Genomic DNA, 24,360 nt, shown 5'->3' with positions numbered 1-24,360 from the left:
GTGGTCGGACGGGTGGAACGTTCAGCCGCGGTCGGCGGCCTCGATGAACGACGCGAGGGTGGCGGCGGGGTCGGCGCCCGTGACGAGGGCTTCCCCGACCAGGACGACGTCGGCACCCGCTGCGCGGTAGTGGGCGACGTCGGCGGGACCGGCGACCGCGGACTCGGCGACGCGCACGACCCCGTCGGGGATGCGGTCGGCGAGCGACCCGAAGAGGTCGCGGTCGAGCGAGAAGTCGGTGAGGTCGCGCGCGTTGACGCCGAGGATCCGCGCACCGGCGTCGAGGCCACGGGAGACCTCGTCGGCGGAGTGCGCCTCGACCAGCACGCGCATGCCGAGCTCTTCGGCCAGCGTGTGGAGCTCGACCAGCTGCTGCTGCTCGAGCGCGGCGACGATGAGCAGCACGACGTCGGCTCCGGCGGCCCGGGCCTCGACGACCTGGTACGGGTCGGCGATGAAGTCCTTGCGCAGCACGGGGATGCCCACGCGGGCCTTGACGGCTTCGAGGTCGGCGAGACTGCCGAGGAACTTGCGCCCCTCGGTCAGGACGCTGATCGTCGAGGCGCCACCGCGCTCGTAGTCGGCCGCGAGGGCGGCCGGGTCCTCGATGGGGGCCATCGAGCCACGGGACGGGCTGGCGCGCTTGACCTCGGCGAGGATCTTCACCCGGTCGCCCGGGGCGAGGAACGCGAGGGCGTCGAGCGGCGACGCCACCCGGTCGAGGTCGCGTTCGACGTCCGAGTACGGGCGGTCGACACGACGGGCGGCGGCGTCCTCGAGCGCGCCCGCGACGAGGGTCTCGAGCACGTTCGGCATGCGAGTCCTACTCGGCGTGGTGCTTGGCGACGTACTTCGGGCCGTTCACGCCGTAGCCGGCCTTCGCCATGACCGCGCCGATGACCAGACCGATGACGACGACGGCAGCGGAGACCCAGACGCCCCACGGCTGGTCGAACCAGAAGAACAGCGTGCCTGCCGCGAATCCGATCAGCATGATCACGACGGCGGTCCAGGCGGCCGGCGAGTGGCCTTCGCCGAGTTCTGCGGGCTCAGTGTTGCTCACGGTGCTCCTCGTTCTGCTCCGGCGTCGTCGGTCGACCGACGCCCATCCGATCCTACCGTGCCGTCGGTCGGGTCGACCCCAGCACTGAGGTCGTCCCAGTCCACGACGGCGTCGCGCACGACCGGGGCTGCGGCGCGGGCGTCGGCGGCGGCTCCGGCGGTCGCCGCGCCGTACTTGCGGCTCGGACCGGGCCACGCACGCTGCACCACGATGACGACGACACCGAGCAGGACGGCCAGGACCCCACCGGCGATGCCGACGGCCGGCCAGATCGACACGTCGACGCCGGACACGACGCGGCGCACGGCGGTCAGGTCGCTGACCCCGGCCACCGCGCCGACGGCACCCTTCGCCGCGGCGACCGGATCGCCGAGGGCGGTGATGCCACTGACCACGACGCCGAGTCCGAGCAGGATCTCGACGCACGCGAGCACGATGCGCAGCACCCGGCCGGCGATCGTCATCGCGAGGAAGAGCGCCAGGCTCGCGATCGCCAGGGCGGTGTACTGCGGCACGACCGCGGCCCCGTCGGCGTCGACCGTCGAGGTGACGGCGGCACCGGCGTGCAGGTCGACGGTGAACCAGGTCTGCGTCCACGCGAGCATGATGATGCCGGCGACGAGCAGTCCGACGACGACGACGATCGGGCGTGAGCGCTTCACGAGCGCACCTCGCGCATCCGGTTCGCCGTGGCGACGGCCCGCAGGGGTGCCGCCGCCTTGTTGATGGTCTCCTCGTGCTCGGTGGCCGGGTCGGAGTCCGCCACCAGACCGGCACCGGCCTGCACCCGTGCCACGCCGTCCTTGATCAGGGCGGTGCGGATCGCGATCGCGATGTCCGCGTCACCGGCGAAGTCGAAGTAGCCGACGACACCGGCGTAGGCACCGCGCTTCGCCGGCTCGAGCTCGTCGATGATCTCGAGCGCGCGGGGCTTCGGCGCACCGGACAGGGTGCCTGCCGGGAACGTCGCCCGGAACACGTCGATGGCGGACATCCCCGGACGCACCGCACCCTCGACGCTCGACACCAGGTGCATGATGTGGCTGAACCGCTCGACCGTCATGAACTCGGTGACCGCGACGGTGCCGGGCTCGCAGACCTTCTGCAGGTCGTTGCGGGCCAGGTCAACGAGCATCAGGTGCTCGGCGCGTTCCTTCGGGTCGTCGAGCAGGTCGTCACCGAAGCGGACGTCCTCTTCCGGCGTCGCACCACGTGGACGCGACCCGGCGATCGGGTGCGTGATGGCGCGTCCGGACTGCACCTTCACCAGCGCCTCGGGCGAGGCACCGACGATCCAGTACCGCTCGTCGGCGGTGTCCGCCAGGGCCAGGAAGTACATGTACGGACTCGGGTTCAGCGTCCGGAGGACCCGGTACACGTCGAGCGGGTCAGCGGTCACCTCGTGGTCGAAGCGCTGCGAGACCACGACCTGGAACACGTCGCCGTCGCGGATGAACTCCTTCGAGCGCTCCACCGCGGCCATGTACTCGTCCGGCGTCGAACGGTGCGTCGGCGTCGGCTCGGCGATCTCGAAGGCCTCGGCGACGGTCGCGACGCTCGGCTGGACGAGGTCGGCCTGCAGGCGGTCCAGGCGGCGCTGCGCGTCGGACCAGAGCGTGTCGGCGTCGTCGGTGCCGTCGTTCAGCACGCTCGCGACGAGCAGGACGAGCCCCGTGCGGTGGTCGAGCGCGACGAGCTCGGAGACGAAGGACAGTGCCTGTCCGGGCACGGCGAAGTCGGCCGGCGGCACGTTCGGCAGGTGCTCGAGCTGGCGCACGGCCTCCCACCCGATGAACCCGACCGTCCCGCCGACGAGCGGCGGGGAGCCGGGCACCCGCGGGGTGGCCCAGCGCTCGTGCAGGCGTGCCAGGACCTCGAGCGGTTCGCCGTCGAGTGAGCCGACCGCACGTTCGGCGTCGATGCCGGTGTCGATCCAGGCGGCACGGTCGCCCTCCTGCGTGAGGACGCCGAAGCTGCGCACACCGACGAACGACCAGCGCGACCAGAGGCCGCCCTGGCCCGCGGACTCCAGCAGGAACGACCCGGGCCGGCCGTCGGCGAGCTTCCGGTAGACACCCACCGGCGTCTCGCTGTCGGCGTAGAGCGCGCGCACCACCGGGACGACGCGGTGGTCGCTCAGCAGGGCGTCGAACTCCGGCCGGGAGGTCGTGTGCGGCGCATCGGAGATCGTCGCGGTCGTCATCGGGTCGCCTCCACTGCCGTGTCGGCCGGGGCAGACGCGGTCACGGGCGCGAGCGGATCGACGTCGAAGCAGCGGTGCGCCCCGGTGTGGCACGCGGCCCCGACCTGCTGCACGGTGACGAGCAGCGTGTCGGCGTCGCAGTCGAACGCCGCGTCGCGCACGTACTGCGCGTGCCCCGACGTGTCGCCCTTCCGCCAGTACTCGTTCCGCGACCGCGACCAGAAGGTCACGCGCCCCTCGGCGAGGGTGCGGCGGAGCGCTTCCCGGTCCATGTACCCGAGCATGAGGACGTCCTTCGACGACTCCTCTTGCACGATGGCGGGGAGCAGCCCGTCCGCACCGAAACGTGCGCGGTCGAGGACCGCGTCGGTGTCGGTGCTGGTGCTGTCGGTCATGAGACTCCTAGCCTACGGCGGCGGATCAGCGGGCGGCGGTTCAGCGGACGGCGTGGCCGGTCGCGCGCAGCGCGGCCTTGACGTCGCCCACCGTCATCTCGCCACGGTGGAAGACGGACGCGGCGAGGAGGGCATCCGCACCCGCGTCGACGGCGGGGGCGAAGTGCTCGACCCGACCCGCGCCTCCCGAGGCGATGACCGGGACCCGCGCGACCGACCGCACCGCGGCGACGAGTTCGAGGTCGAACCCGTTCTTCGTGCCGTCCGCGTCGATGGAGTTGACGAGCAGCTCCCCCGCGCCCCGCTCGACGGCGTCGCGCGCCCAGGCGATCGCGTCGATGTCGGTCTCGGTGCGGCCGCCGTGCGTGGTGACCACGAAGCCGGACGCAGTTCGGTCGGAACGCTTGACGTCGAGCGACAGCACCACGGCCTGCGCGCCGAACCGGTCGGCGATCTCGCCGACGAGGTCGGGCCGGGCGATCGCGGCGCTGTTCACGCCGATCTTGTCCGCGCCGCACTGCTGCAGGCGGGACACGTCGTCGACGGAACGGACGCCGCCACCGACCGTGAGCGGGATGAAGACCTGCTCGGCGGTGCGGGTGACCGTGTCGTACATCGTGGCGCGGTTCTCGACCGTGGCACCGACGTCGAGGAAGGTCAGCTCGTCGGCGCCCTGCTCGTAGTAACGCGCGGCGAGCTCGACCGGGTCACCGGCGTCCTGCAGGTCGAGGAAGTTCACGCCCTTGACGACCCGGCCGCCCTTGACGTCGAGGCACGGGATGACGCGGACGGCCACGCCGCCCGGCGCCGTGGCTGCCGCGGTCAAAGTCGTGCCGCGTGGATCGGGCTGACGAGGATGGCGCGGGCACCGAGGTCGTACAGGGCGTCCATGATGAGGTTCGCGTCGTCGCGCGGGATCATCACGCGCACCGCGGACCAGTCGCGGCCGTGCAGCGGCGAGACCGTCGGCGACTCGATGCCGGACGCGACGGCCGTCGCCTGCTCGAGCAGCGCGGTGGGGATGTCGTAGTCGAGCATGACGTAGCCGCGGGCGACGAGCACGCCCTGCAGTCGACGGCGGAGCACGTCGATGCCCGGGATCGTCTCGTCGGTCGACACCAGCAGCGCGGTCGACTCGAGGATGACCGGACCGAAGATCTCGAGGCCGGCCTGCCGCAGCGTGCTGCCCGTCGACACCACGTCGGCCACGGCGTCGGCGACACCGAGACGCACCGCGCTCTCGACCGCCCCGTCGAGCTTGACGAGCGTCGCCGTCACCCCGTGGCGGGCGAGGAAGTCGCCGACCAGGCCCGGGTAGCTCGTGGCGACGCGGACGCCGTCGAGGTCCTGCAGGGTGCTGTACCTGCCGGGCGTGCCGGCGAAGCGGAAGGTGGAGTCGGCGAAGCCGAGCGCATCGACCTCGTGCGCCTCGGAACCGGAGTCGAGCAGCAGGTCACGGCCGGTGATCCCGACGTCGAGTGCGCCGGAGCCGACGTAGGTCGCGATGTCCCGCGGGCGCAGGAAGAAGAACTCGACGCCGTTGCGCTCGTCGAGCAGGTGCAGCGCCTTAGGGTCGCGGCGACCGGCGTACCCGGCCTCGCACAGCATGTCGGACGCGGTCTCGGACAGGGAGCCCTTGTTGGGCACGGCGATGCGGAGCATCAGGGGGTCTGCTTTCTGGTCGGGGTCGTGGCGGATCGAGGTCGGTGCACGGGCGGGCCCGAGCGCGTCCTACAGATGTCGCCAGATGTCCGCCGGGGACAGCCCCTTCGCGACCATGAGGACCTGCAGGTGGTACACGAGCTGCGAGATCTCCTCCGAGGTGCGCTCGTCGCCCTCGTACTCGGCCGCCATCCAGACCTCGGCCGCTTCTTCTACGATCTTCTTGCCGATCTGGTGCACGCCGGCGTCCAGTTCGGCGACGGTGCCGGAGCCCTCGGGGCGCATGCGCGCCTTCTCGGTGAGCTCCTGGAACAGGTCGTCGAACGTCTTCACGCGGTCCAGGCTACCGGTCTCCGCTGACGCTGCCGACGTACCGTCCGGACGGGTCGCGCTCATGCCCGCGCCCGTGCGGCCGCTTCGCGCAGGTCCGTGATCCGCGCGGCGGGCTCACCGCCGTACACGGCCGACCCGGCGACGAGCGTGTCGGCGCCGCTGCGCACGGCCTCGGGGACGGTGTCCACCGAGATGCCGCCGTCGACCTCGAGCCACACGTCGAGGCCCGAGGCGTCGACCGCCGCACGGGCGTCGGCGAGCTTCGGCATCACGGAGGGCATGAACGACTGCCCGCCGAAGCCGGGCTCGACGGTCATGAGCAGGATCATGTCGTAGGCGTCGAGGTGGTGCAGCACCTGCGTGATCGGGGTGCCGGGCTTCACCGCGACGGCGGCACGGGCCCCGTTCGAGCGGATCGCGGCGGCCGTGGCCACGGGGTCGTCCGCAGCCTCGAAGTGGAACGTCACGCTCGACGCACCGGTCTCGGCGTACTTCGGTGCGTTGACGTCGGCGTCGGTGATCATGAGGTGCACGTCGAGCGGCACCGGGGAGACCTGCTGCAGGCGCTCGACGATCGGCAGCCCGAGCGTCAGGTTCGGCACGAAGTGGTTGTCCATCACGTCGACGTGCACCAGGTCGGCGGTCTCGATGCGGTGGAGTTCACGCTCGAGGTTCGCGAAGTCGGCGGACAGGATGCTCGGCGAGATGCGGATCGTCACCGGGCAAGCCTACCGGCGCGAGCCTGCCGGGCCGCTCCGCGGCGACGTCAGCGCCCGCCGACCACCCGGGTGCCGAGCTCCGAGCCGAGCATCGTCTCGAGCGCGGCGTCGACGAGCCGTTCGCCCTGCGCCCGGTCGATCCGGTGCGAGACGACCAGGGTGGCGATCCCCTGCATGGTCGCCGCGAACAGGAGCTTGAAGAGGAGTCGGGCGTCCGCACCGTCGTCCCCTGCCGCCGCGGTTCCCACGGCACCCTCGAGCACGGCGAACAACGACTCCGCAGCAGCCTGCACGGGGCCCGTCCGGCTGGTCGTCTTCGCCTGGAACATGAGGTCCATCAGCGCCGCGTCGTCGATCGCGAAGTCCACGTACGCCAGGGCGACCCGGCGGAACCGGTCCTCCAGCCCGTCGGCACCCGACAGTGCCCGGCGCACGGCAGCGGTCAGCCGGTCGAAGCCGAGTTCGGCGAGGGCGTCGAGGAGCGCCTGCCGATCGACGAAGTGGCTCCGGGGGGCGCCGTGGCTGACCCCGGCGCGACGGGCGAGGTCGCGGAGCGAGAGTCCGTCGGCCCCGGACTCCCGCAGCACCGCGACGGCCTCGTCGAGCAGCACTGCCCGCAGGTTCCCGTGGTGGAAGGGCCGCTCGGTCATGAGGACATCCTAGACCCGAACTAGGCATTGACTATTTTCTAGGCATCGCCTAGTTTGGCCAGATGCCTGCAGATCAGACCCTCCTCGTGTTCGGCGCGACCGGCCAGACCGGCCAGCACTTCACCCGACTCGCGCTCGACGCCGGTCACCGAGTCCGAGCAGTCGCACGGACGCCGTCGAAGCTGGCCGTCCAGCACGACGACCTGCAGGTCGTGCGCGGCTCGGTCACCGACGACCTCGACCTCGACGCGCTGCTCGACGGCGTGACCGGCGTGGTCGTGATGCTCGGGGACGTCACCGCGCAACGCGAGCGCCCCGTCAACACGCAGTTCGTCCGCGCCCTCGTCCCCGCCATGCGCCGGAACGGCACCCGGCGCCTGCTGTACCAGGCCGGCGGGCTGAGCGCCCCTCCCGGCAAGCGGCTCGCCCCCGTGCTCCGCGTCGTCCGGTCGACGATCGCGCGGGACTACCGCGGCCAGCACGCGGACAACGAGGCGGTGATGCGCTACCTCGACGCCGACGCGCAGGACATCGCCTGGACCGTCCACCGGGCCGGCATCGGCTCGGACGGTCCCACGAAGGGCGAGCTCCGCCGGTCGGCGCGGTGGATCAGCATCGGCACGTTCCGGGACTGCGCCGCGTACAACCTGCGGGCGCTGTTCGACGACACGGCCGTGCACACCTGCGACGGCAGCGCCTACCGGCGAGCGGCCTGAACGCCGGGCGACGCGCTCAGCCCACGCGACGGAACAGCGCGATGAACATCGCGTCGGTGCCGACCCGGTGCGGCCAGAGCTGCGCCGTGTTGCCGTCCGCGATCTCCGGGTCGCGCGCGGCGACCCCCCGGACGATCGTCGCGGTGTCGAGCTGCTCGAGGACTTCCCCGTGCCGCCCCATCAGCGCGTCGACCTGGCCACGCGTCTCGGCCAGGTGCGGCGAACACGTCACGTACGCAAGCGTCCCACCCGGTGCGAGCACCCGGACCGCGGCGTCGAGCAGCTCGGTCTGCAGCACCGCGAGTTCCTGGACGTCCTCGGGGGTCTTCCGCCAGCGCGCTTCCGGACGCCGACGCAGGGCGCCGAGGCCGGTGCACGGCGCGTCGAGCAGGATGCGGTCGAAGGTCATCCCGGTGCCGTCGCGGCCGTAGCGCCGGGCGTCGCCCTCGACGACGCGGACGTGGTCACCGAACACCCCGAGGGCGTTCCGCACGAGTCCGGCACGTGCAGGCACGAGTTCGTTCGCGACGAGGGTCGCGCCGCCCTGCTGCGCCTCGGCGGCGAGCAGCGCGGCCTTACCGCCGGGGCCGGCGCACATGTCGAGCCAGCGCTCGCCCTCGCGCACCGCGGACGACCGGCTCAGCGCGAGGGCGGCGAGCTGCGAACCCTCGTCCTGCACGCGCAGGCGCCCGGCAGCGACGCCCGGCACGCGCGCGGGGTCACCGGAGATGCCGCGGATCCCGACGGGCGAGACCGGCAGGGCATCAGCGGCCGGCACGGGGTCGGCGGTCCGGACGGGAGGCACGGTGCCGGTCGCGCCGTCGGCCTCCGGTTCGTCGTCGGCGGGCACCAGGGCCGCTGGCACGTCCGCCGCGCCGGTCGCGTCGGCGAACGCGGCATCGGCGTCGTCGTCGGCGTCGGCGTCCTCGTCGGGCACCGTGCGCGCGGTCGCGGTGGCGATGTCCTCGTCGGTGGCGAGCCCGGGCAGCGCCGCGAGCTGCACCCGGGGCGCGGCGTTGTCGGCGGCGAGCAGGGCGGCGAGCTCGTCGCGGGAGCGTTCGGCGGCGAGGGCGTCGCGCAGGGCCGAGACGACCCAGACCGGGTGCGACCAGCGCGTGGCGAGCAGGGCGTCGCCACCACGGCCCTCGGTGATCTGCGCGTCCCACTCGTCGTCGGTACGCGCGGCGATCTTGCGCATCACGGCGTTGACGAAGCCGGTGGCACGGCGGGCACCGACTTCGCGGGCGAGCTCGACCGTGGCGTCGACCGCGGCGTGCGTCGGGGTGCGCATGGCGAGCAGCTGGTGGGCGCCGAGCCGCATCACGTCGAGGACGTCGGCCTCGATGTTCTCCGGCCGACGACCCGACGCCAGCGCGATGATGACGTCGTAGCGACCGAGCATCCGGATCGAGCCGTAGGTGAGCTCGGTGGCGAACGCGGCGTCGCGCGCGGTGAGGCCGGCGCGACGGATGCGTGTCGGCAGCAGCAGGTTCGCGTACGCGTCGTCGACCTGCACGGCGCGGAGCACGTCGAACGCGACACGACGGGCGTTCGCGGGGCGGGGACCGCGGCGGGCGCCCCGGGTGTTCGTCGGCTGGCTCATGCGAGGACCTTCCCGTCCAGTTCGCCCAGGCCTCGGGCCCAGGCAGCGGCGTCCATCGCCTTCTTGCCGGCCGGCTGCACCTCGAGCAGCGCCAGCGGAGTGTCACCGGTCCCGACCAGCAGCCGACCGCCGTGGAGTGCCAGCGCACCGGGCGCGAGCTGCGGGGCGGGGTCCGCGGGGCCTCCTGTCAGGCGGTTGCTGCGGAGCAGCTTCACGCGGGTCTCGCCGAGGTGGGCGTACGCGCCGGGCTCGGGGGTGACCCCGCGCAGACGGGCGTGTACGACCGCCGCCGGAGCACCGAAGTCGATGCGCCCGTCGTCGATGGTGGTCTTCGGCGCGAGCGTCGGCTCGCCGGTCTGTTCGGTCGCGACGGCCGTGCCGGCGGCGATGGCGTCGACCACCCGGGCGACGGTCTCGGCGCCGGACTCCGCCATGGCGGAGAGGACCTCGCCTGCGGTGGCCTCCGGGTCGATCGTGAACGGGTCCGCCGCGAACACCGGGCCGGCGTCGAGCGCCTCGACGAGCTGGAAGACCGACGCGGCGGTGCGGGTGTCCCCCGCCATCACGGCCCGCTGGACCGGCGCCGCGCCGCGGTACGCCGGCAGGTCGGAGAAGTGCAGGTTGACCCAGCCGAGGCGCGGGGCGTCGAGCGCGGGACGGCGGAGCAACGCGCCGTAGGCGACGATGACACCGAGGTCGACGTCGAGGTCGGCGATGCGCGCGGTGACGTCGTCGTCGACGCGGCTGGCCTCGATGACGGGCAGTCCGAGCTCCGCGGCGACCTGCGCGACCGGTGTCGGCGTCAGGACGCGCTTCCGGCCCTGCGGTGTCGGCGGACGCGTGAGGACCGCGGCGATCTCGTGGTCGGACGCCGCCAGGCGGCGGAGGGTGGGGACGGCCGCAGCGGGGCTGCCGGCGACGACGAGACGCATGGGTTCGATCCTCCCACGCGCGCGCTCGGTGGACTGACCCGAACCAGGCCCGCGCCGGGTGGGTACGGTCTGCGGCACAGCACGAGAGGGGTTCCCATGTCCGACGTCACCACGCCCACCGACCGCTTCGCAGGGTCCAGCATCCAGAAGGTCGCGCTGCTCGTCGGCGTCGTGTTCCTGCTCGTCGGCATCGCCGGGTTCGTGCCCGGGCTGACGTCCGGCTCGCTCGCGGGTGCCGGCCACGGGTCGATGGCGATGCTGCTCGGGGTCTTCCAGGTGTCGGTGCTGCACAACGTCGTGCACCTGCTGTTCGGGGTCGTCGGGGTGCTCGCGGCGGGGTACGCCACCGGCTCGCGGATGTACCTGGTGCTCGGCGGGGTCGTCTACTTCGTGCTCTGGGTCTACGGGCTGTTCACCGCCGGGCACTCGTTCGGCGCGAACTTCGTGCCGCTGAACTGGGCGGACAACTGGCTGCACCTCGTGCTCGCGGTCGGGATGGTCGCGCTCGGCGTGGTGTTCCCGCGCGTCGGCGGGCGGGCCGTGCGCGCCTGACGCTGCTGCGCGGCGGACTCGTTTCGCGACGAACCACTCGTCGATCGACGCGTGGTTCGTCGGAAGGTGCACACGCATCGGGTGCGTGCGCATCGGCCGACAGAACACGAGGTGATCGACGCGTGGAACGTCGCAAGATGCGAACGCACACGGCCCGGGAGGCGCGGCGCAACTCCGCCACGGAGGCCCCGCCCCGACGGCCGGTGCGGGTCAGACCTCGCTGAAGGGTTCGGCGTCGTCGAGCCGGACCCGCAGCGTCGGTGCCGCCCGACGCCGGTTGCCGCCCTTCAGGACCCGCCGGGTCGACGACCGCCGGATGACCTCGGCCTTCAGGGTCGCCGCGACCTCGGCACCGTGGGCGTACGGGAACCGCACGATCGCCCGGACCGTGCCCGGCAGGGCGTCGTCCTCGACGGGGACCGGGCCGAGCACCGGGCCCGCGGTCGCCCCCTCGAGGGCCTCGACCGCGGCGGTGACGGCCTCGTCGGTACCGGTCATCGTCGCGACGCGGACCGCCGGCGGGAAGTGCAGTTCGCGCCGGTCGGTGAGTTCGTCGTGCGCGGGACCGTCGAGCCGCCAGAGCGCCATCGCCGTCGCGAGCTTGCCGCCGATGCCGACCAGGTACGCCTCGGCCCCGGGAGCACCCTTCGCGGCGGCGTTCGTCCAGAACCGGAGCACGTCCTCCTGCACGCGCAGCCCTTCGCGCGCGAGCATCTTCTCGCCGTCGAGCAGCAGGACGCACGCGTAGCCCCCGGGCACGCTCGGCTCGGCGCCACGGGTCGCGACGACGACGGAGGGCCGCGCGGGCACCTCGTCGAGCGGGCGTGAGCCGTCGGCCACCACGATCCGGGTGCCGGGGAACGCCCGCCCGAGTTCGTCGGCGGTGCGTTGGGCGCCCTGTCCCACGGGCTTCACGGTGCCGTTGCCGCACGTCGGGCAGCGGAACCCCACGGCGAGGGCACCGCAGAACCGGCACTGCGGCGTGGCACCGCGGTGCGGACTGCCGAGCGGACCGCCGCAGATGCGGCAGTGCGCCCGCTCACCGCACTCCGCGCAGACGAGTCCGGTGCCGAACCCGGGGCTCGCGACCTGCACGAGCACCGGGCCGTGCTGGCTGGCCTCGCGCGCGGCACGCCACGCGGAGCTCGGGATTCGTGCCTGCGCGGCGTACCCCTCGGCCGAGGTCTGCTGCACGGTGGGGATGACCTTCGGGGTCTTCACCCGGAACGGCGTGACGTCCTGCAGCCAGTGCAGTTCGACGAGCCGCTGCACGTCGGTGCTGCGCGCGTGCGAGACGAACAGCAGTGCGGCACCCGACTGCGCAGCCCGCACGAGGGCCACGTCACGCGTGTGCACGTACGGCGCGCGCTGCTCGATGAACGAGGCGTCGCCGTCGTCCCACATCGCGATGAGCCCGAGGTCGGTCGCCGGCGCGTACACCGCCGTGCGGTTGCCGATCGCGACGACGGGGTGCGTCCGCGCCTGCAGCAGTGCCTTGGCCCGCTGCCCGTTCGTCTGCTTGGCGTCGAAGCGCACGACCCGTTCCGGCGGCAGCACCGCGAGCAGCGCGCGCTCGAGGTCGATCACGTCGCGGAAGTCGGGGACGGCGATGACGGCGGACTGCTCGCTCGCCAGCGTGTGGGCGGCGGCCTGGGCGAGGGTGGCGGCCCAGCCCGGCACCCAGATCGGATCGGAATCGCCGTCGCCCTCGTCGCTGGTGGGCCCGGCCAGCGCCACGGGGTGGGGAACGGCGGCGACCGCAGCGCGATCGTGCTCGGCGATCACGCCTTCGAGCATGCCCGGGGTGTAGCCGGTCACCGGCGGTGCGGACACCGGGGGCGGAGACCACGAGGTGTCCCGCGCGAGCCAGGCCTTCTCGGCGCGGACCTGACGGGTCGGCACGGCCAGGCGCAGGACGTCGGACGCCACACCGGCGGCACGGTCGGCCACGGCGCGGGCGAGCTTCCAGATCTCCGGCGCCAGGACCGGGACGGGTGACACCAGCGTCTCGATCGCGCTGAGTTCACCCGGGTAGTCGCCCTCGTCGACGATCTCGACGACGTAGCCGTCGGACATCCGGGCCCCGGTGCGGAGCGGGACCTTCACGCGGACCCCCGGCACGCAGTCGTCCTCGAGCTCGGCCGGCACCCGGTAGTCGAACAGACGGTCCAACTGCGGGAGCGGCGAGTCGAGGACGACGCGCGCGACGGTGGTCACGCGGTGCCTCAGACGGCGGCGGTGACGAGCCCTGCGGCGGCGCGGAGTTCCTCGACGCGGTCGAGCTGCTCCCAGGTGAACCCGGGGAGCTCGCGGCCGAAGTGTCCGTACGTCGCGGTCTGCGCGTAGATCGGACGGAGCAGGTCGAGGTCGCGGATGATCGCGGCCGGACGCAGGTCGAAGACCTGGCGGATCGCGGCTTCGATCGTGGCGTCGTCGACGTGTCCGGTGCCGAAGGTCTCGACGTAGAGCCCGACGGGCTTCGCGCGGCCGATCGCGTAGGCGACCTGCACCTCGAGCCGGTCGGCGAGGCCTGCGGCGACCGCGTTCTTCGCGACCCAGCGCAGCGCGTACGCCGCCGAGCGGTCGACCTTGGACGGGTCCTTGCCGCTGAAGGCGCCGCCACCGTGACGGGAGGCCCCGCCGTAGGTGTCGACGATGACCTTGCGGCCGGTGAGTCCGGCGTCGCCCTGGGGGCCACCGATCTCGAAGCGACCCGTCGGGTTGACGATGACGTCGACGTGCGAGGAGTCGAGGTCGACGAGGTCGAGCACCGGACGGATCACGTGCTCGGTGATCTCGGCGGTGAGCTGCTCCAGCGTGACGCTCGGCGAGTGCTGCGTCGACAGGACGACGGTCTCGACGGTCTTCGGCACGACGCCGTCGTAGCCGACGGTGACCTGCGTCTTGCCGTCCGGGCGCAGGAACGCCAGCTCGCCGGACTTGCGCACGGCGGCCAGACGCTCGGCCAGGCGGTGGGCGAGCCAGATCGCGACCGGCATGTACTCGGGGGTCTCGTTCGTCGCGAAGCCGAACATGATGCCCTGGTCGCCGGCACCCTGGCGGTCGAGCGGGTCGACCGCGCCGGTGCGGGAGTCGAGCGACTCGTCGACGCCCTGCGCGATGTCCGGCGACTGCGCACCGATCGACACCTCGACGCCGCACGTGGCACCGTCGAAGGAGACGTCCGACGAGTTGTAGCCGATGCCCGTGATGACGTCACGGACGAGCTTGGGGATCTCGACGTAGCCCGAGGTCGTGACCTCGCCGGCGACGTGCACGAGGCCGGTCGTCACCATCGTCTCGACGGCGACCCGAGCGTGCGGGTCCACCGTGAGCAGTGCGTCGAGGATGCTGTCCGAGATCTGGTCGCAGATCTTGTCGGGGTGCCCCTCGGTCACCGACTCGGACGTGAAGAGGCGCAGAGCAGCTGCAGTCACCGGGATCAGTCGGAGGGCTGCTGCTGCTTGGTGACGGTGAGCTTGTCCTCGTTGATCTCGTGGAGAGCCACGGACAGCGGCTTGTCGTCGATCGTCGAGTCGACGAGCGGGCCGACGTTGTCGAAGAGCGAGCCCTCGTGCAGGTCGGCGTAGTAGTCGTTGATCTGACGCGCGCGCTTGGAAGCGAAGATGACGAGCGCGTACTTCGACTCGACCTTGCTGAGCAGGTCGTCGATGGGCGGGTCGATGATGCCCTGGGGGTTGGCCATGGAGTCTCCTCGTCGTCGGTGCGCCCGTCAGGGCGCAGAGAACAAGTCTACGACCTGTCGTGCCGCGGTGCCGACATCGGAGTTCACGATGCGGACGTCGAACTCGTCCTGGGCGGCCAGTTCGACCTTCGCGGTGTCGAGTCGACGCGCCTGTTCCTCGGGCGACTCGGTGCCGCGGCCGATGAGTCGACGCACCAGTTCTTCCCACGTCGGGGGCAGCAGGAACACGAGCACGGCCTCGGGCATGGCGTCACGGACCTGGCGAGCACCCTGCAGGTCGATCTCGAGCATGACCCGCTCGCCGGCGTCGAGCGCTCGGTCGATCGGCGGCCGCGGGGTGCCGTACCGGTACGAGTTGTGCACCGTGGCCCACTCGAGCAGTTCGCGCTCGCGGATCATCCGGTCGAACTCGGCGTCGTCGACGAAGTAGTAGTGCACGCCGTCGACCTCGCCCGGGCGGGGCTTCCGGGTGGTGGCGGAGACGCTGAGGTTCACGTCCGGGTACTGCTCGCGGATGTACGCGCTCACCGTTCCCTTGCCGACGGCGGTCGGCCCGGCGAGGACGACGAGCTTCGAGGCACCGCGCTTGCGACCGCGCGCGGCGAGCCAGTCGGCCAGGGCCGTGCGCTGCCGGGTGCCGAGGCCCCCGAGGCGCTTCGACGGGGCGATGCGCAGCGTGCCCATGATCGACTCGGCACGCGCCGGGCCGATGCCGGACAGGCTGACGAGCAGGTCGCGCACCCGGAGCGAGCGCTCCGCCGAGGTCGTGTCGACGAGGGCGTCGTCCCATGCCGAGCGAGCGACCTCGAGTGCTGAGCGCTCCCCCGACGCGATCGCAGACTTGACCGCGGCCCGGGCGCGTCGCGCGGCGACCGCCGCCTGGGCCGCCGCGACGCGGTCGACCTCCGGTGGCGTGCGGTGGGCCGGCAGGTCGGTGCCGTCGGTGCGGTCGCCGTCGGTGGTCATGCTGCGGCCCCGAGTGCCGCGCGGATCCGGTCGGCGCGGTCGGACACGAGTGCCGTGACCCCGTCCGGACCGTCGGTCAGCAGACCGCGCGACTCGCTGACGAGCACCTGCTCGGCGCGCGCACCGTATAGCGCACGGAGGTCCTCGATCCGGGCGCCCTGGGCACCGAAGCCCGGGGCGAGCACCGGCGCGGTGCCGATCGCGTCCGCGTCGATGCCGAAGTCGTCGAGGTGAAGGGTCGCGCCGAGCACGAGCCCGACGTCGCCGAGGGCCTGGTCGCCCGCGGCCCGGTTGTCGTCTGCCACGTCCAAGACGATACCGGCAGCCACGGACCGCCCGGCACGCGGGCCCTCCGCCAGGACCGCGGTCTGCAGCACCCGCGCCTCCGGGTTGCTCGTCGCGGCGAGCACGAAGACCCCGGCACCGTTCCGTCGAGCGACGTCGACCGTCCCGCTGAGCGAGCCGTAGCCGAGGTACGGCGACACCGTCATCGCGTCGGCCGCGAACGGCCCGTCACGGTCCAGCCACGCGAGCGCGTAGTCGTCACCGGTCGACCCGATGTCGCCCCGCTTCACGTCGGCGACGACCAGGAGGCCCGCATCACGTGCCCGACGGATCGTCGCGTCGAGCGCGCGGTAGCCCGCCACCCCCGCCGCCTCGAAGAAGGCGATCTGCGGCTTCACGATCGCCGCGCGGCCGGCGGCCGCGTCGACCAGGGCCGCGCCGAAGGCCGTCAGGCCCTGCTCGTCGCGGCCGAGCCCCCACGCCGCCAGGGTGGTGGCGTGGGGGTCGATGCCGACGCAGAGCGGTGAACGCTCGCGCATCGCGGACGCGAGCCGATCGCCGAAGGAGGCCGGGCCTCCCGTGTGTCCCTCGCTCACCAGGTGGCGCGCTCCCGCGCGTAGTCCTGCAGGCTCCGGACGTTGAGCGGCGTGCCGATCGTCTCGATCGCCGCGACCGCCGCACCGATCTGCGCGATCGTCGTGAACAGCGGCTTGTCCGCTGCGACCGTGGCCGCACGGATCTCGTACCCGTCCGCACGACCGGCGGCACCCGACGGCGTGTTGATGACGATGTCGACCTCGTTGCGCGTCAGCAGGTCGACGACGCTCTCGCCGCCCTGGCTGTACTTGCCGACGATGCCGACCTCGATGCCGTTGCGGCGGAGGATCTCCGCCGTGCCCTCGGTCGCGATGATCGTGAAGCCGAGCTGCTGCAGGCGGTGCACCGGCAGCACGATGGCGCGCTTGTCGGTGTCCGCGACGCTCACGAAGACCGTGCCACTGGTCGGCAGACCGCCGTACGCGGCGTCCTGCGACTTGAGGAACGCCCGCGGGAAGTCGCGGTCGATGCCCATGACCTCGCCGGTGGAGCGCATCTCGGGGCTGAGTACCGAGTCGACGACCTGACCCTCGCGGGTGCGGAAGCGGCGGAAGGGCAGGACGGCCTCCTTCACGGCGACCGGGGCCTCCATCGGGACGAACGCCCCGTCGCGGGCCGGCAGCATGCCCTCGGCGACGAGCTCGTCGACGCTCGTGCCGGTCATGATGCGGGACGCGGCCTTGGCCAGCGGGATGCCGAGCGCCTTGGAGACGAACGGGACCGTGCGGCTGGCGCGCGGGTTCGCCTCGAGGACGTAGAGCACGCCGGCGCCGATGGCGAACTGGACGTTGAGCAGCCCCTGCACGCCGATGCCGCGGGCGATCTTCTCGGTCGCGTCGACGACGCCCTGGATCTCGGCGCGGCCGAGGCCGACCGGGGGCAGGGTGCACGCGGAGTCACCGGAGTGGATGCCGGCCTCTTCCAGGTGCTCCATGATGCCGCCGATGTAGAGCCGCTCACCGTCGAAGAGCGCGTCGACGTCGATCTCCACCGCGTCGTCCAGGAACCGGTCGACGAGCAGCGGGAGCTCCGGGCCGATGATCGCCTGGTCGGCCATCCGGTCGAAGTAGTCGGCGAGCGACGGGGAGTCGTACAGGATCTCCATGCCGCGGCCGCCGAGCACGAACGACGGGCGGACGAGCACCGGGTAGCCGATCTCCTCGGCCACGGCGGTCGCGCTCGCCAGGTCGTGGGCGGTGCCGTTGCGCGGCGCGAGCAGCCCCGCGGCGTCGAGGATGGCGGAGAACTGGCCGCGCTCCTCGGCGGAGTCGATCGCCGTCGGGCTGGTGCCGAGGATCGGGATCCCCGCCGCCTCGAGCGGCTTCGCCAGGCCCAGGGCGGTCTGCCCGCCGAGCTGCACGACGACGCCGACGAGTTCGCCCGACGCCGCCTCGGCCTCGATGACCTCGAGGACGTCCTCGGCCGTGAGCGGCTCGAAGTACAGACGGTCCGAGGTGTCGTAGTCGGTGGAGACCGTCTCGGGGTTGCAGTTGATCATGATCGTCTCGAACCCGGCGTCGCTCAGCGCGAAGGACGCGTGCACGCAGGAGTAGTCGAACTCGACGCCCTGGCCGATGCGGTTCGGGCCGGAGCCCAGGATGACGACCTTCTTGCGGTCGCTCGCGACCACCTCGGTCTCGGCGTCGTACGACGAGTAGTGGTACGGCGTCAGGGCCGGGAACTCGCCGGCGCAGGTGTCGACGGTCTTGAAGACGGGGCGGATGCCGAGGGCGTGCCGGTCTTCGCGGACCTGCTGCTCGCTGACCGGGTGCTCCGGGGTGCTGCGCAGCGCCGCGATCTGGGTGTCGCTGAAGCCGTGCTCCTTGGCCCAGCGGATGGTGTCCGCGTCGAGCTCGTCGGCGGCCGCGACCTCGGCGGCGACCTCGTTGATGAGCACGATCTGGTCGATGAACCACGGGTCGATCTTCGTGGCTTCGAAGACCTCGTCGGCGGTGGCGCCGGCGACCAGGGCCTGCTGCACCGTGACGATCCGGCCGTCGGTGGGGATGGACGACTTCGCGAGCAGGGCCTCCTTGTCGAGCTCCGACGCCGGGGTGTCCCAGTGGAAGCTCGAGCCCCGCTTCTCGAGCGACCGCAGCGACTTCTGCAGCGCCGTCGCGTAGTTGCGACCGATGGCCATCGCCTCGCCGACGCTCTTCATCGTCGTGGTGAGCGTGGCGTCCGCCGCGGGGAACTTCTCGAACGCGAAGCGCGGGGTCTTCACGACCACGTAGTCGAGCGTCGGCTCGAAGCTGGCCGGGGTGACCTTCGTGATGTCGTTCTGGATCTCGTCCAGGCGGTACCCGATGGCGAGCTTCGCGGCGATCTTCGCGATCGGGAAGCCCGTGGCCTTCGACGCCAGGGCCGACGAACGGGAGACGCGCGGGTTCATCTCGATGACGATCAGGCGGCCGTTCGACGGGTCGACGGCGAACTGGATGTTGCAGCCACCGGTGTCGACGCCGACGCGACGGATGATGTCGATGCCGATGTTGCGCATGTTCTGGTACTCGCGGTCGGTGAGCGTGAGCGCCGGGGCGACGGTGATCGAGTCGCCGGTGTGCACGCCGACAGGGTCGACGTTCTCGATGGAGCAGATGACGACGGTGTTGTCGTAGTTGTCGCGCATCAGCTCGAGCTCGTACTCCTTCCAGCCGAGGATCGATTCCTCGAGCAGGACCTCGGTCGTCGGGCTGGACTGCAGCCCGTCGCCGACGAAGCGGACGAGCTCGGCTTCGTCGTACGCGAAGCCCGAACCGAGACCACCCATGGTGAAGGACGGGCGGACGACGAGCGGGTAGCCGAGGTCCTTCGCGAACTCCTTCGCCTCTTCCAGCGTGTGGGCGATGTGGCTCCGGGCCACGTCGGCGCCGGACTCGAGCACGAGCTCCTTGAAGAGCTGGCGGTCCTCACCGCGCTGGATGGCGTCCACCTTGGCACCGATGAGCTCGACGCCGTGCTTCTCGAGGATGCCGGCCTCGTCGAGCGCGATCGCCGCGTTCAGGGCGGTCTGGCCGCCCAGCGTCGGCAGGACGGCGTCCGGCTTCTCGATGCGGATGATCTCCTCGAGGCACGCGTTCGTGATCGGCTCGATGTAGGTCGCGTCGGCGAAGTCGGGGTCGGTCATGATCGTCGCCGGGTTCGGGTTGACGAGGATGACCCGGACGCCCTCGGCACGGAGGACACGGCACGCCTGGGTGCCGGAGTAGTCGAACTCGGCGGCCTGACCGATGACGATCGGGCCGGAACCGATGACGAGGACGGAGTTGATGTCTGCGCGCTTGGGCATCAGTTCGCTTCCTTGGTGATGTCTGCTGCGGGAGTGGTCGCGTCGGCGGTGGCCGCGTCGAGCGGCTCCCCGTCACGTCGCGCGCGCACCAGGTCCGCGAACCGGTCGAAGAGGTACATGCTGTCGTGCGGACCAGCGGCGGCCTCGGGGTGGTACTGCACGCTGAACGCGGGCACGTCGAGCGCCCGCAGGCCCTCGACCACGTCGTCGTTCAGCGAGTAGTGCGAGACCTCGACACGACCGAACCCGGCCGGCGACTCGAGGACCTGCCCCAGGGGAGCGTCGACCGCGAAGCCGTGGTTCTGGCTCGTGATCTCGACCTTGCCCGTGGTGGTGTCGAGCACCGGCTGGTTGATGCCGCGGTGCCCGAAGGGCAGCTTGTAGGTGCCGAAGCCGAGCGCGCGGCCGAGCAGCTGGTTGCCGAAGCAGATGCCGAAGAACGGGCGACCGGTCCGCAGGCTGCCCTGCAGCAGTTCGACCTGGGCGTCCGACGCCGCGGGGTCCCCGGGGCCGTTCGAGTAGAACAGGGCGTCCGGTGCGAGCTCCTCGAGCGCCGCAGCGGAGATGTCCTGCGGCACGACGTGCACCTCGAAGCCGCGCTGGGCGAGGTAGCGGGTGGTCGACGCCTTCACGCCCAGGTCGAGCACGGCCAGTCGGCCGATCTGCTCGCCCTCGGCCGGCACGACGTAGGTCTCCGGGGTGGACACGATCGCCGAGAAGCTCGCGCCGGCCATCGTGGCCTGCGACCGGACGGCGTCCAGCTGCTCCGACTCCGAAAGCGTCGCGTCGGCGCCGCTGAACACGCCGCCCTTCATGGCGCCGGCGTCGCGGATCCGGCGCGTGAGGGCGCGGGTGTCGATGCCGGAGATCCCGACGATGCCGTCGCGCACCAGGTGGTCATCGAGCGACGCGTTCGCGCGGTGGTTCGAGACCACGCGGCTGGGGTCGCGCACCACGTACCCGGCGACCCAGATGCGACGGGACTCGGGGTCCTCGTCGTTGACGCCGGTGTTGCCGATGTGCGGTGCGGTCTGCACCACGATCTGGCCGGCGTAGGACGGATCGGTCAGCGTCTCCTGGTAGCCGGTCATGCCGGTCGCGAAGACCACCTCGCCGAGCGTGCGCCCGCGGGCGCCGTAGGCCCAGCCGTCGTACCGGGTGCCGTCTTCGAGGACCAGGACGGCCCGTTCGCGTGTCATGCTTTCTTCCCTTCGCCCGCGGTTCGCGGGGCATCGGCCGCAGTCGCCTGCGGCCCGGTCTCGGTCAGTCCCTGCAGGGCGAGCAGCGCGGCTGCGTCGCCCTCCGGGAACCGGAAGTACGTGTCGAGGTCCGTCGCACCTGCGGCGCCGGTCGCCGTCCATCGCAGACGGACCAGTCCCCCGGGCTCGACCACCCGGTCGATCGCCCACGTCGAGCGGTCGGCACCGCGGACCGCAGCACGTGCGATCCAGCGGTCGTCCGCGCCGGCGAGTCGCAGGACCACACCGGTCGCGTGGACGCGCACGCCGCCGCGACCCCGGAACCCGAGTCCGCCGGCGGTGATGCGTTCCAGCGGCTGGTCGGCACGGGTCGTCGCGACGGAGAAACCGTCCCAGGACCCGACTGCCGGTCCGATCGTGGTCGGGACGGGGACGGGAGGCACGGATTCCGCTTGCTTCCTGGTCCGCGTCCGCCAGGTGCGCGCCATGGCGACGAACAGCGCGGCCACCGCGAGCAGGATCACCCCGCCGAGCAACCAGCGCGCGGCGTCGCCGCTCATGCGCGCGCCCCCGTCCGGAGCGCAGCGGCGTGCGCGGCGACGGTGTCGGCGTCGACGAGGCGGCCGTCGAGCACCGTCGGCGCCCCCAGGTGGAACGTGGCGACGACCCGGCCGGGCAGCGTCATGCCGAGGTACGGCGAGTTCTGCGACTGTCCGGCGAGGTCGGCGACCGCGAACTCGCGGCTGGCCGTCGGGTCGTAGAGCGTGATCTCGGCGGGCGCGCCCTCGGCGATGCGCTGACCGTGGCCCTCGACCTGGCCGATGCGTGCGGGCGCCTCGGACAGGACCCGGGCGACGTCGGCCCAGTCGAGCTGGCCCGACGCGACGACGGCGGACTGCACGACGCTGAGCGCCGACTCGAGGCCGACCATGCCGTTCGCCGCCGCGGGCCACTCGCAGCACTTCGCCTCGGCGGTGTGGGGTGCGTGGTCGGTCGCGACGATGTCGATGGTGCCGTCGGCCAGGGCTGCGCGCAGGGCGTCGACGTCCTCGCGGGCCCGGAGCGGCGGGTTCACCTTGTAGCGGGCGTCGTACCCGGGGGCGCCGTCGTGCCCGGCGATGAGGTCCTCGGTGAGCACGAGGTGGTGCGGGGTGACCTCGGCGGTGACGTCGATGCCGCGGGACTTGGCCCAGCGGATGACCTCGACGCTGCCGGCGGTCGACACGTGGCAGACGTGCAGTCGTGCGCCGACGTGGTCGGCGAGCAGGACGTCACGGGCGATGATCGCCTCTTCCGCCACGGCCGGCCAGCCCGCGAGGCCGAGCTCCGACGACAGACGGCCCTCGTTCATCTGCGCGCCGATGGTGAGTCGGGGTTCCTGCGCGTGCTGCGCGAGCACCCCGCCGAAGCCCTTGATGTACTCGAGTGCGCGACGCATGAGGAGCGGGTCGGACACGCACGAGCCGTCGTCCGAGAAGACCCGGACCTTCGCCCTGCTCGTCGCCATGGCACCGATCTCGGACAGGTGCGTGCCCTGCAGCCCCTGCGACACCGCGCCGATCGGGCGGACCGTGACGTAGCCGGCGTCGTCGCCGAGTGCCTGCACCTGCTCGACGACCCCGGCGGTGTCGGCGACCGGGCTCGAGTTCGCCATCGCGTTGACGGCGGTGAAGCCTCCGGCCGCCGCGGCGCGCGAGCCGGTGAGGACCGTCTCGGATTCCTCGTGGCCGGGCTCGCGCAGGTGGGTGTGCAGGTCGACGAGACCCGGCAGGGCGATGAGCCCGTCGGCGTCGACGACCGTGGCACCGCTCGCGTCCACACCGGACCCGATCGCCGTGATGCGGCCGTCCTGCAGTCGGATGTCGGCGCGCGAGCCGTCGACCAGCTGCGCGCCGCGGATCAGGTGAGCGGTCATGCTGCGGACTCCTTCGGTTCGGTGCCGGTCAGGGCCAGGTAGAGGACCGCCATGCGGACCGAGACGCCGTTCTCGACCTGCTCGACCACGGTGGAACGGGGGTCGTCGGCAGCGACGCCGGCGATCTCCAGCCCGCGGTTCATCGGACCGGGGTGCATGATCAGTGTGCGCTCGGACAGTCGCGCGAACCGCGCAGCCGTCAGGCCCCAGTGCCGCGTGTACTCGCGCGGGTTCGGGAAGAACGCGTCGTCCATCCGCTCCTGCTGGATCCGGAGCGTCATGACGACGTCCGGGTCCTCGGCCAGGGCGGCGTCGAGGTCGTGGTGCACCGCGGCCCCGAACGGGGTCGTGGTGGCGGGCAGGAGCGTCGGCGGTGCGGCGAAGGTCACGCTCGCGCCGAGGGTCCGGAGCAGCCACGCGTTCGACCGGGCGACGCGGCTGTGCAGCACGTCGCCGACGATCAGGACCCGGACGCCGTCGAGGCCCTGTCCACGCGACCCGGCACCGTGCAGGCGACGACGCATGGTGAAGGCGTCGAGCAGCGCCTGCGTCGGGTGCTCGTGCGTGCCGTCGCCGGCGTTCACCACGGGGACGTCGATCCAGTCGGCGTCGGCGAGCACGCGCGGCGCACCGGACGCGCCGTGCCGCATCACGATGCCGTCGATGCCCATCGCGCCGAGGGTCTGCACGGTGTCCTTGAGGGACTCACCCTTGGAGACGCTCGAGCCCTTGGCCGCGAAGTTGATGACGTCGGCCGACAGGCGCTTCGCCGCGGCCTCGAACGAGATGCGCGTGCGGGTCGAGTCCTCGAAGAACAGGTTCACGACGGTCTTGCCGCGCAGGGCCGGGAGCTTCCGGACCTCGCGCGTGTTGACCTCGGCCATCTCCTCGGCGACGTCGAGGATGTGCACGGCCTGGTCGCGCGACAGGTCGGCGGTGGAGAGCAGGTGCCGCATCACGCCACCCCCTGCTCGATGAACACGGTGTCGTCGCCGTCGGTCTCGGACAGGTGCAGGGTGACCCGCTCGTCCGAGGCGGTCGGCAGGTTCTTGCCCACGTGGTCCGCGCGGATCGGCAGCTCGCGGTGGCCGCGGTCGACGAGCACGGCGAGCCGGACGGCGCGCGGCCGGCCGATCCCCTGCAGGGCGTCGAGCGCTGCCCGGACCGTGCGACCGGAGTACAGGACGTCGTCGACGAGCACGACGACCTTGCCGTCGATGCCGCCGGCGGGGATCACCGTGCGGTGCGGGGCACGACCGATGCCGTGCCCGAGGTCGTCCCGGTGCATGGTCACGTCGAGCGTGCCGACCCGTTCGGATCCGATGCCGGCCCGCGCGGACTGCCACTCGGGCTCGATGTCCGCCAGGACGCGGCCCAGCCGTTCGGCGAGCACGGCGCCCCGGGTCGGGATGCCCAGGAGGACGAGGTCCGAGCCGCCGTGGTTGGCCTCGAGGATCTCGTGTGCGATGCGCGTCAGAGCGCGCGTGATGTCGGGTTGCTGCAGGACCGTTCTGGTACCCACGTCGACCCCCTTCCCCGCCTCACTGGACGGCATTAAAGGATGCTGACGTGCAC

The 24,360-nt window shown here is 72.2% G+C and carries 25 protein-coding genes; 2 read left to right on the top strand and 23 right to left on the bottom strand.

The features are described 5' to 3' along the window. Positions 1-21 precede the first annotated feature (21 nt). The 10 genes from trpC to EDF31_RS13855 form a co-directional block, all read right to left on the bottom strand. The gene (gene trpC / locus EDF31_RS13900) at positions 22-807 is read right to left on the bottom strand and encodes an indole-3-glycerol phosphate synthase TrpC (protein WP_123339898.1); all 786 of its coding nucleotides are present in this window, start codon (positions 805-807) and stop codon (positions 22-24) included. Between the two features lie 16 nt (positions 808-823). After that, complete coding sequence (locus EDF31_RS20035) at positions 824-1,063, bottom strand: HGxxPAAW family protein (protein ID WP_159571188.1); 240 nt, start codon at positions 1,061-1,063, stop codon at positions 824-826. Continuing rightward, on the bottom strand, positions 1,060-1,725 hold the full coding sequence (locus tag EDF31_RS13890; RefSeq protein WP_131846518.1) for a Trp biosynthesis-associated membrane protein: 666 nt from the start codon (positions 1,723-1,725) through the stop codon (positions 1,060-1,062). Before EDF31_RS13890 ends, EDF31_RS20035 begins: the two co-directional genes overlap by 4 nt. Then, positions 1,722-3,266, bottom strand: coding sequence for an anthranilate synthase component I (locus EDF31_RS13885; RefSeq protein WP_131846517.1), 1,545 nt, complete (start codon positions 3,264-3,266; stop codon positions 1,722-1,724). The genes EDF31_RS13890 and EDF31_RS13885 overlap by 4 nt, the downstream gene beginning before the upstream one ends. Continuing rightward, positions 3,263-3,661: a phosphoribosyl-AMP cyclohydrolase gene (gene hisI / locus EDF31_RS13880; protein ID WP_131846516.1), complete on the bottom strand. Its 399-nt coding sequence runs from the start codon at positions 3,659-3,661 to the stop codon at positions 3,263-3,265. The genes EDF31_RS13885 and hisI overlap by 4 nt, the downstream gene beginning before the upstream one ends. 40 nt (positions 3,662-3,701) lie before the next feature. Beyond that, a complete protein-coding gene (gene hisF / locus EDF31_RS13875; RefSeq protein ID WP_243650048.1) occupies positions 3,702-4,487 on the bottom strand; it encodes an imidazole glycerol phosphate synthase subunit HisF in 786 nt (261 codons plus the stop codon). Next, positions 4,484-5,323, bottom strand: coding sequence for an ATP phosphoribosyltransferase (gene hisG, locus EDF31_RS13870; RefSeq protein ID WP_131846515.1), 840 nt, complete (start codon positions 5,321-5,323; stop codon positions 4,484-4,486). The genes hisF and hisG overlap by 4 nt, the downstream gene beginning before the upstream one ends. Before the next feature lie 69 nt (positions 5,324-5,392). Then, complete coding sequence (locus tag EDF31_RS13865; RefSeq protein WP_131846514.1) at positions 5,393-5,656, bottom strand: phosphoribosyl-ATP diphosphatase; 264 nt, start codon at positions 5,654-5,656, stop codon at positions 5,393-5,395. Between the two features lie 59 nt (positions 5,657-5,715). Then, the gene (gene rpe / locus EDF31_RS13860) at positions 5,716-6,375 is read right to left on the bottom strand and encodes a ribulose-phosphate 3-epimerase (RefSeq protein WP_123294325.1); all 660 of its coding nucleotides are present in this window, start codon (positions 6,373-6,375) and stop codon (positions 5,716-5,718) included. A gap of 47 nt (positions 6,376-6,422) precedes the next feature. Next, a complete protein-coding gene (locus tag EDF31_RS13855) occupies positions 6,423-7,025 on the bottom strand; it encodes a TetR/AcrR family transcriptional regulator (protein WP_131846513.1) in 603 nt (200 codons plus the stop codon). A 62-nt stretch (positions 7,026-7,087) separates the two neighbouring features. Between EDF31_RS13855 and EDF31_RS13850 the strand changes: the two genes are divergently transcribed. Continuing rightward, entirely contained in the window at positions 7,088-7,741 is a 654-nt protein-coding gene (locus EDF31_RS13850; RefSeq protein ID WP_131846512.1) for an NAD(P)H-binding protein, read from the top strand. Between the two features lie 16 nt (positions 7,742-7,757). On the opposite strand, the gene EDF31_RS13845 is transcribed toward EDF31_RS13850, so the two are convergent. Together EDF31_RS13845 and EDF31_RS13840 are read right to left on the bottom strand one after the other, a co-directional pair. Further along, the gene (locus EDF31_RS13845) at positions 7,758-9,344 is read right to left on the bottom strand and encodes a transcription antitermination factor NusB (RefSeq protein WP_243650046.1); all 1,587 of its coding nucleotides are present in this window, start codon (positions 9,342-9,344) and stop codon (positions 7,758-7,760) included. Then, positions 9,341-10,276 carry a methionyl-tRNA formyltransferase gene (locus tag EDF31_RS13840; protein WP_131846511.1) on the bottom strand — a complete coding sequence of 312 codons (936 nt, stop codon included), beginning with the start codon at positions 10,274-10,276 and terminating at the stop codon, positions 9,341-9,343. Before EDF31_RS13840 ends, EDF31_RS13845 begins: the two co-directional genes overlap by 4 nt. Before the next feature lie 96 nt (positions 10,277-10,372). Between EDF31_RS13840 and EDF31_RS13835 the strand changes: the two genes are divergently transcribed. Next, the gene (locus EDF31_RS13835; RefSeq protein ID WP_131846510.1) at positions 10,373-10,828 is read left to right on the top strand and encodes a DUF4383 domain-containing protein; all 456 of its coding nucleotides are present in this window, start codon (positions 10,373-10,375) and stop codon (positions 10,826-10,828) included. Between the two features lie 210 nt (positions 10,829-11,038). Here the strand turns inward: EDF31_RS13835 and EDF31_RS13830 are convergent, their stop codons facing one another. From EDF31_RS13830 to pyrR, 11 genes are read right to left on the bottom strand one after another with little or no spacing between them, the layout of a single operon-like run. After that, positions 11,039-13,045, bottom strand: a complete 2,007-nt coding sequence (locus tag EDF31_RS13830) for a primosomal protein N' (protein WP_123937799.1) — start codon at positions 13,043-13,045, stop codon at positions 11,039-11,041. Positions 13,046-13,053: 8 nt separating this feature from the next. Next, positions 13,054-14,265 (bottom strand): methionine adenosyltransferase, encoded by a 1,212-nt coding sequence (metK, locus tag EDF31_RS13825; RefSeq protein ID WP_111083919.1) that lies wholly within the window; start codon positions 14,263-14,265, stop codon positions 13,054-13,056. A 5-nt stretch (positions 14,266-14,270) separates the two neighbouring features. Continuing rightward, the gene (gene rpoZ / locus EDF31_RS13820; RefSeq protein WP_114849971.1) at positions 14,271-14,534 is read right to left on the bottom strand and encodes a DNA-directed RNA polymerase subunit omega; all 264 of its coding nucleotides are present in this window, start codon (positions 14,532-14,534) and stop codon (positions 14,271-14,273) included. A gap of 27 nt (positions 14,535-14,561) precedes the next feature. After that, positions 14,562-15,500 (bottom strand): guanylate kinase, encoded by a 939-nt coding sequence (gene gmk / locus EDF31_RS13815; protein ID WP_131846509.1) that lies wholly within the window; start codon positions 15,498-15,500, stop codon positions 14,562-14,564. Then, positions 15,497-16,381 carry an orotidine-5'-phosphate decarboxylase gene (pyrF, locus tag EDF31_RS13810; RefSeq protein WP_279387368.1) on the bottom strand — a complete coding sequence of 295 codons (885 nt, stop codon included), beginning with the start codon at positions 16,379-16,381 and terminating at the stop codon, positions 15,497-15,499. Before pyrF ends, gmk begins: the two co-directional genes overlap by 4 nt. Then, positions 16,378-19,671, bottom strand: coding sequence for a carbamoyl-phosphate synthase large subunit (gene carB, locus EDF31_RS13805; RefSeq protein ID WP_131846508.1), 3,294 nt, complete (start codon positions 19,669-19,671; stop codon positions 16,378-16,380). Before carB ends, pyrF begins: the two co-directional genes overlap by 4 nt. Then, positions 19,671-20,870 carry a glutamine-hydrolyzing carbamoyl-phosphate synthase small subunit gene (carA, locus tag EDF31_RS13800; protein ID WP_123937797.1) on the bottom strand — a complete coding sequence of 400 codons (1,200 nt, stop codon included), beginning with the start codon at positions 20,868-20,870 and terminating at the stop codon, positions 19,671-19,673. The genes carB and carA overlap by 1 nt, the downstream gene beginning before the upstream one ends. After that, complete coding sequence (locus EDF31_RS13795; RefSeq protein ID WP_131846507.1) at positions 20,867-21,430, bottom strand: hypothetical protein; 564 nt, start codon at positions 21,428-21,430, stop codon at positions 20,867-20,869. The genes carA and EDF31_RS13795 overlap by 4 nt, the downstream gene beginning before the upstream one ends. Further along, positions 21,427-22,785, bottom strand: a complete 1,359-nt coding sequence (locus EDF31_RS13790) for a dihydroorotase (protein WP_131846506.1) — start codon at positions 22,783-22,785, stop codon at positions 21,427-21,429. Before EDF31_RS13790 ends, EDF31_RS13795 begins: the two co-directional genes overlap by 4 nt. Continuing rightward, entirely contained in the window at positions 22,782-23,741 is a 960-nt protein-coding gene (locus EDF31_RS13785; RefSeq protein ID WP_111083912.1) for an aspartate carbamoyltransferase catalytic subunit, read from the bottom strand. The genes EDF31_RS13790 and EDF31_RS13785 overlap by 4 nt, the downstream gene beginning before the upstream one ends. Beyond that, entirely contained in the window at positions 23,741-24,340 is a 600-nt protein-coding gene (gene pyrR / locus EDF31_RS13780) for a bifunctional pyr operon transcriptional regulator/uracil phosphoribosyltransferase PyrR (protein ID WP_111083911.1), read from the bottom strand. Before pyrR ends, EDF31_RS13785 begins: the two co-directional genes overlap by 1 nt. Positions 24,341-24,360 lie beyond the last annotated feature (20 nt).

The sequence above is a fragment of the Curtobacterium sp. PhB142 genome (genome assembly GCF_004341255.1).
In the GTDB taxonomy this organism is placed as follows: Bacteria; Actinomycetota; Actinomycetes; order Actinomycetales; family Microbacteriaceae; genus Curtobacterium.
This window is presented reverse-complemented; position numbering and strand designations above follow the sequence as displayed.

What these genes read in the sequence shown, in the direction of transcription:
- hisI (WP_131846516.1), bottom strand. Translation starts at nt 3,661, where the DNA reads ATGACCGACAGCACCAGCACCGACACCGACGCGGTCCTCGACCGCGCA.
- EDF31_RS13840 (WP_131846511.1), bottom strand. Translation starts at nt 10,276, where the DNA reads ATGCGTCTCGTCGTCGCCGGCAGCCCCGCTGCGGCCGTCCCCACCCTC.
- EDF31_RS13785 (WP_111083912.1), bottom strand. Translation starts at nt 23,741, where the DNA reads ATGCGGCACCTGCTCTCCACCGCCGACCTGTCGCGCGACCAGGCCGTG.
- pyrR (WP_111083911.1), bottom strand. Translation starts at nt 24,340, where the DNA reads ATGCCGTCCAGTGAGGCGGGGAAGGGGGTCGACGTGGGTACCAGAACG.
- EDF31_RS13790 (WP_131846506.1), bottom strand. Translation starts at nt 22,785, where the DNA reads ATGACCGCTCACCTGATCCGCGGCGCGCAGCTGGTCGACGGCTCGCGC.
- EDF31_RS13885 (WP_131846517.1), bottom strand. Translation starts at nt 3,266, where the DNA reads ATGACGACCGCGACGATCTCCGATGCGCCGCACACGACCTCCCGGCCG.
- EDF31_RS13845 (WP_243650046.1), bottom strand. Translation starts at nt 9,344, where the DNA reads ATGAGCCAGCCGACGAACACCCGGGGCGCCCGCCGCGGTCCCCGCCCC.
- EDF31_RS13835 (WP_131846510.1), top strand. Translation starts at nt 10,373, where the DNA reads ATGTCCGACGTCACCACGCCCACCGACCGCTTCGCAGGGTCCAGCATC.
- EDF31_RS13795 (WP_131846507.1), bottom strand. Translation starts at nt 21,430, where the DNA reads ATGAGCGGCGACGCCGCGCGCTGGTTGCTCGGCGGGGTGATCCTGCTC.
- EDF31_RS13850 (WP_131846512.1), top strand. Translation starts at nt 7,088, where the DNA reads ATGCCTGCAGATCAGACCCTCCTCGTGTTCGGCGCGACCGGCCAGACC.
- rpoZ (WP_114849971.1), bottom strand. Translation starts at nt 14,534, where the DNA reads ATGGCCAACCCCCAGGGCATCATCGACCCGCCCATCGACGACCTGCTC.
- gmk (WP_131846509.1), bottom strand. Translation starts at nt 15,500, where the DNA reads ATGACCACCGACGGCGACCGCACCGACGGCACCGACCTGCCGGCCCAC.
- carB (WP_131846508.1), bottom strand. Translation starts at nt 19,671, where the DNA reads ATGCCCAAGCGCGCAGACATCAACTCCGTCCTCGTCATCGGTTCCGGC.
- carA (WP_123937797.1), bottom strand. Translation starts at nt 20,870, where the DNA reads ATGACACGCGAACGGGCCGTCCTGGTCCTCGAAGACGGCACCCGGTAC.
- hisG (WP_131846515.1), bottom strand. Translation starts at nt 5,323, where the DNA reads ATGCTCCGCATCGCCGTGCCCAACAAGGGCTCCCTGTCCGAGACCGCG.
- EDF31_RS13855 (WP_131846513.1), bottom strand. Translation starts at nt 7,025, where the DNA reads ATGACCGAGCGGCCCTTCCACCACGGGAACCTGCGGGCAGTGCTGCTC.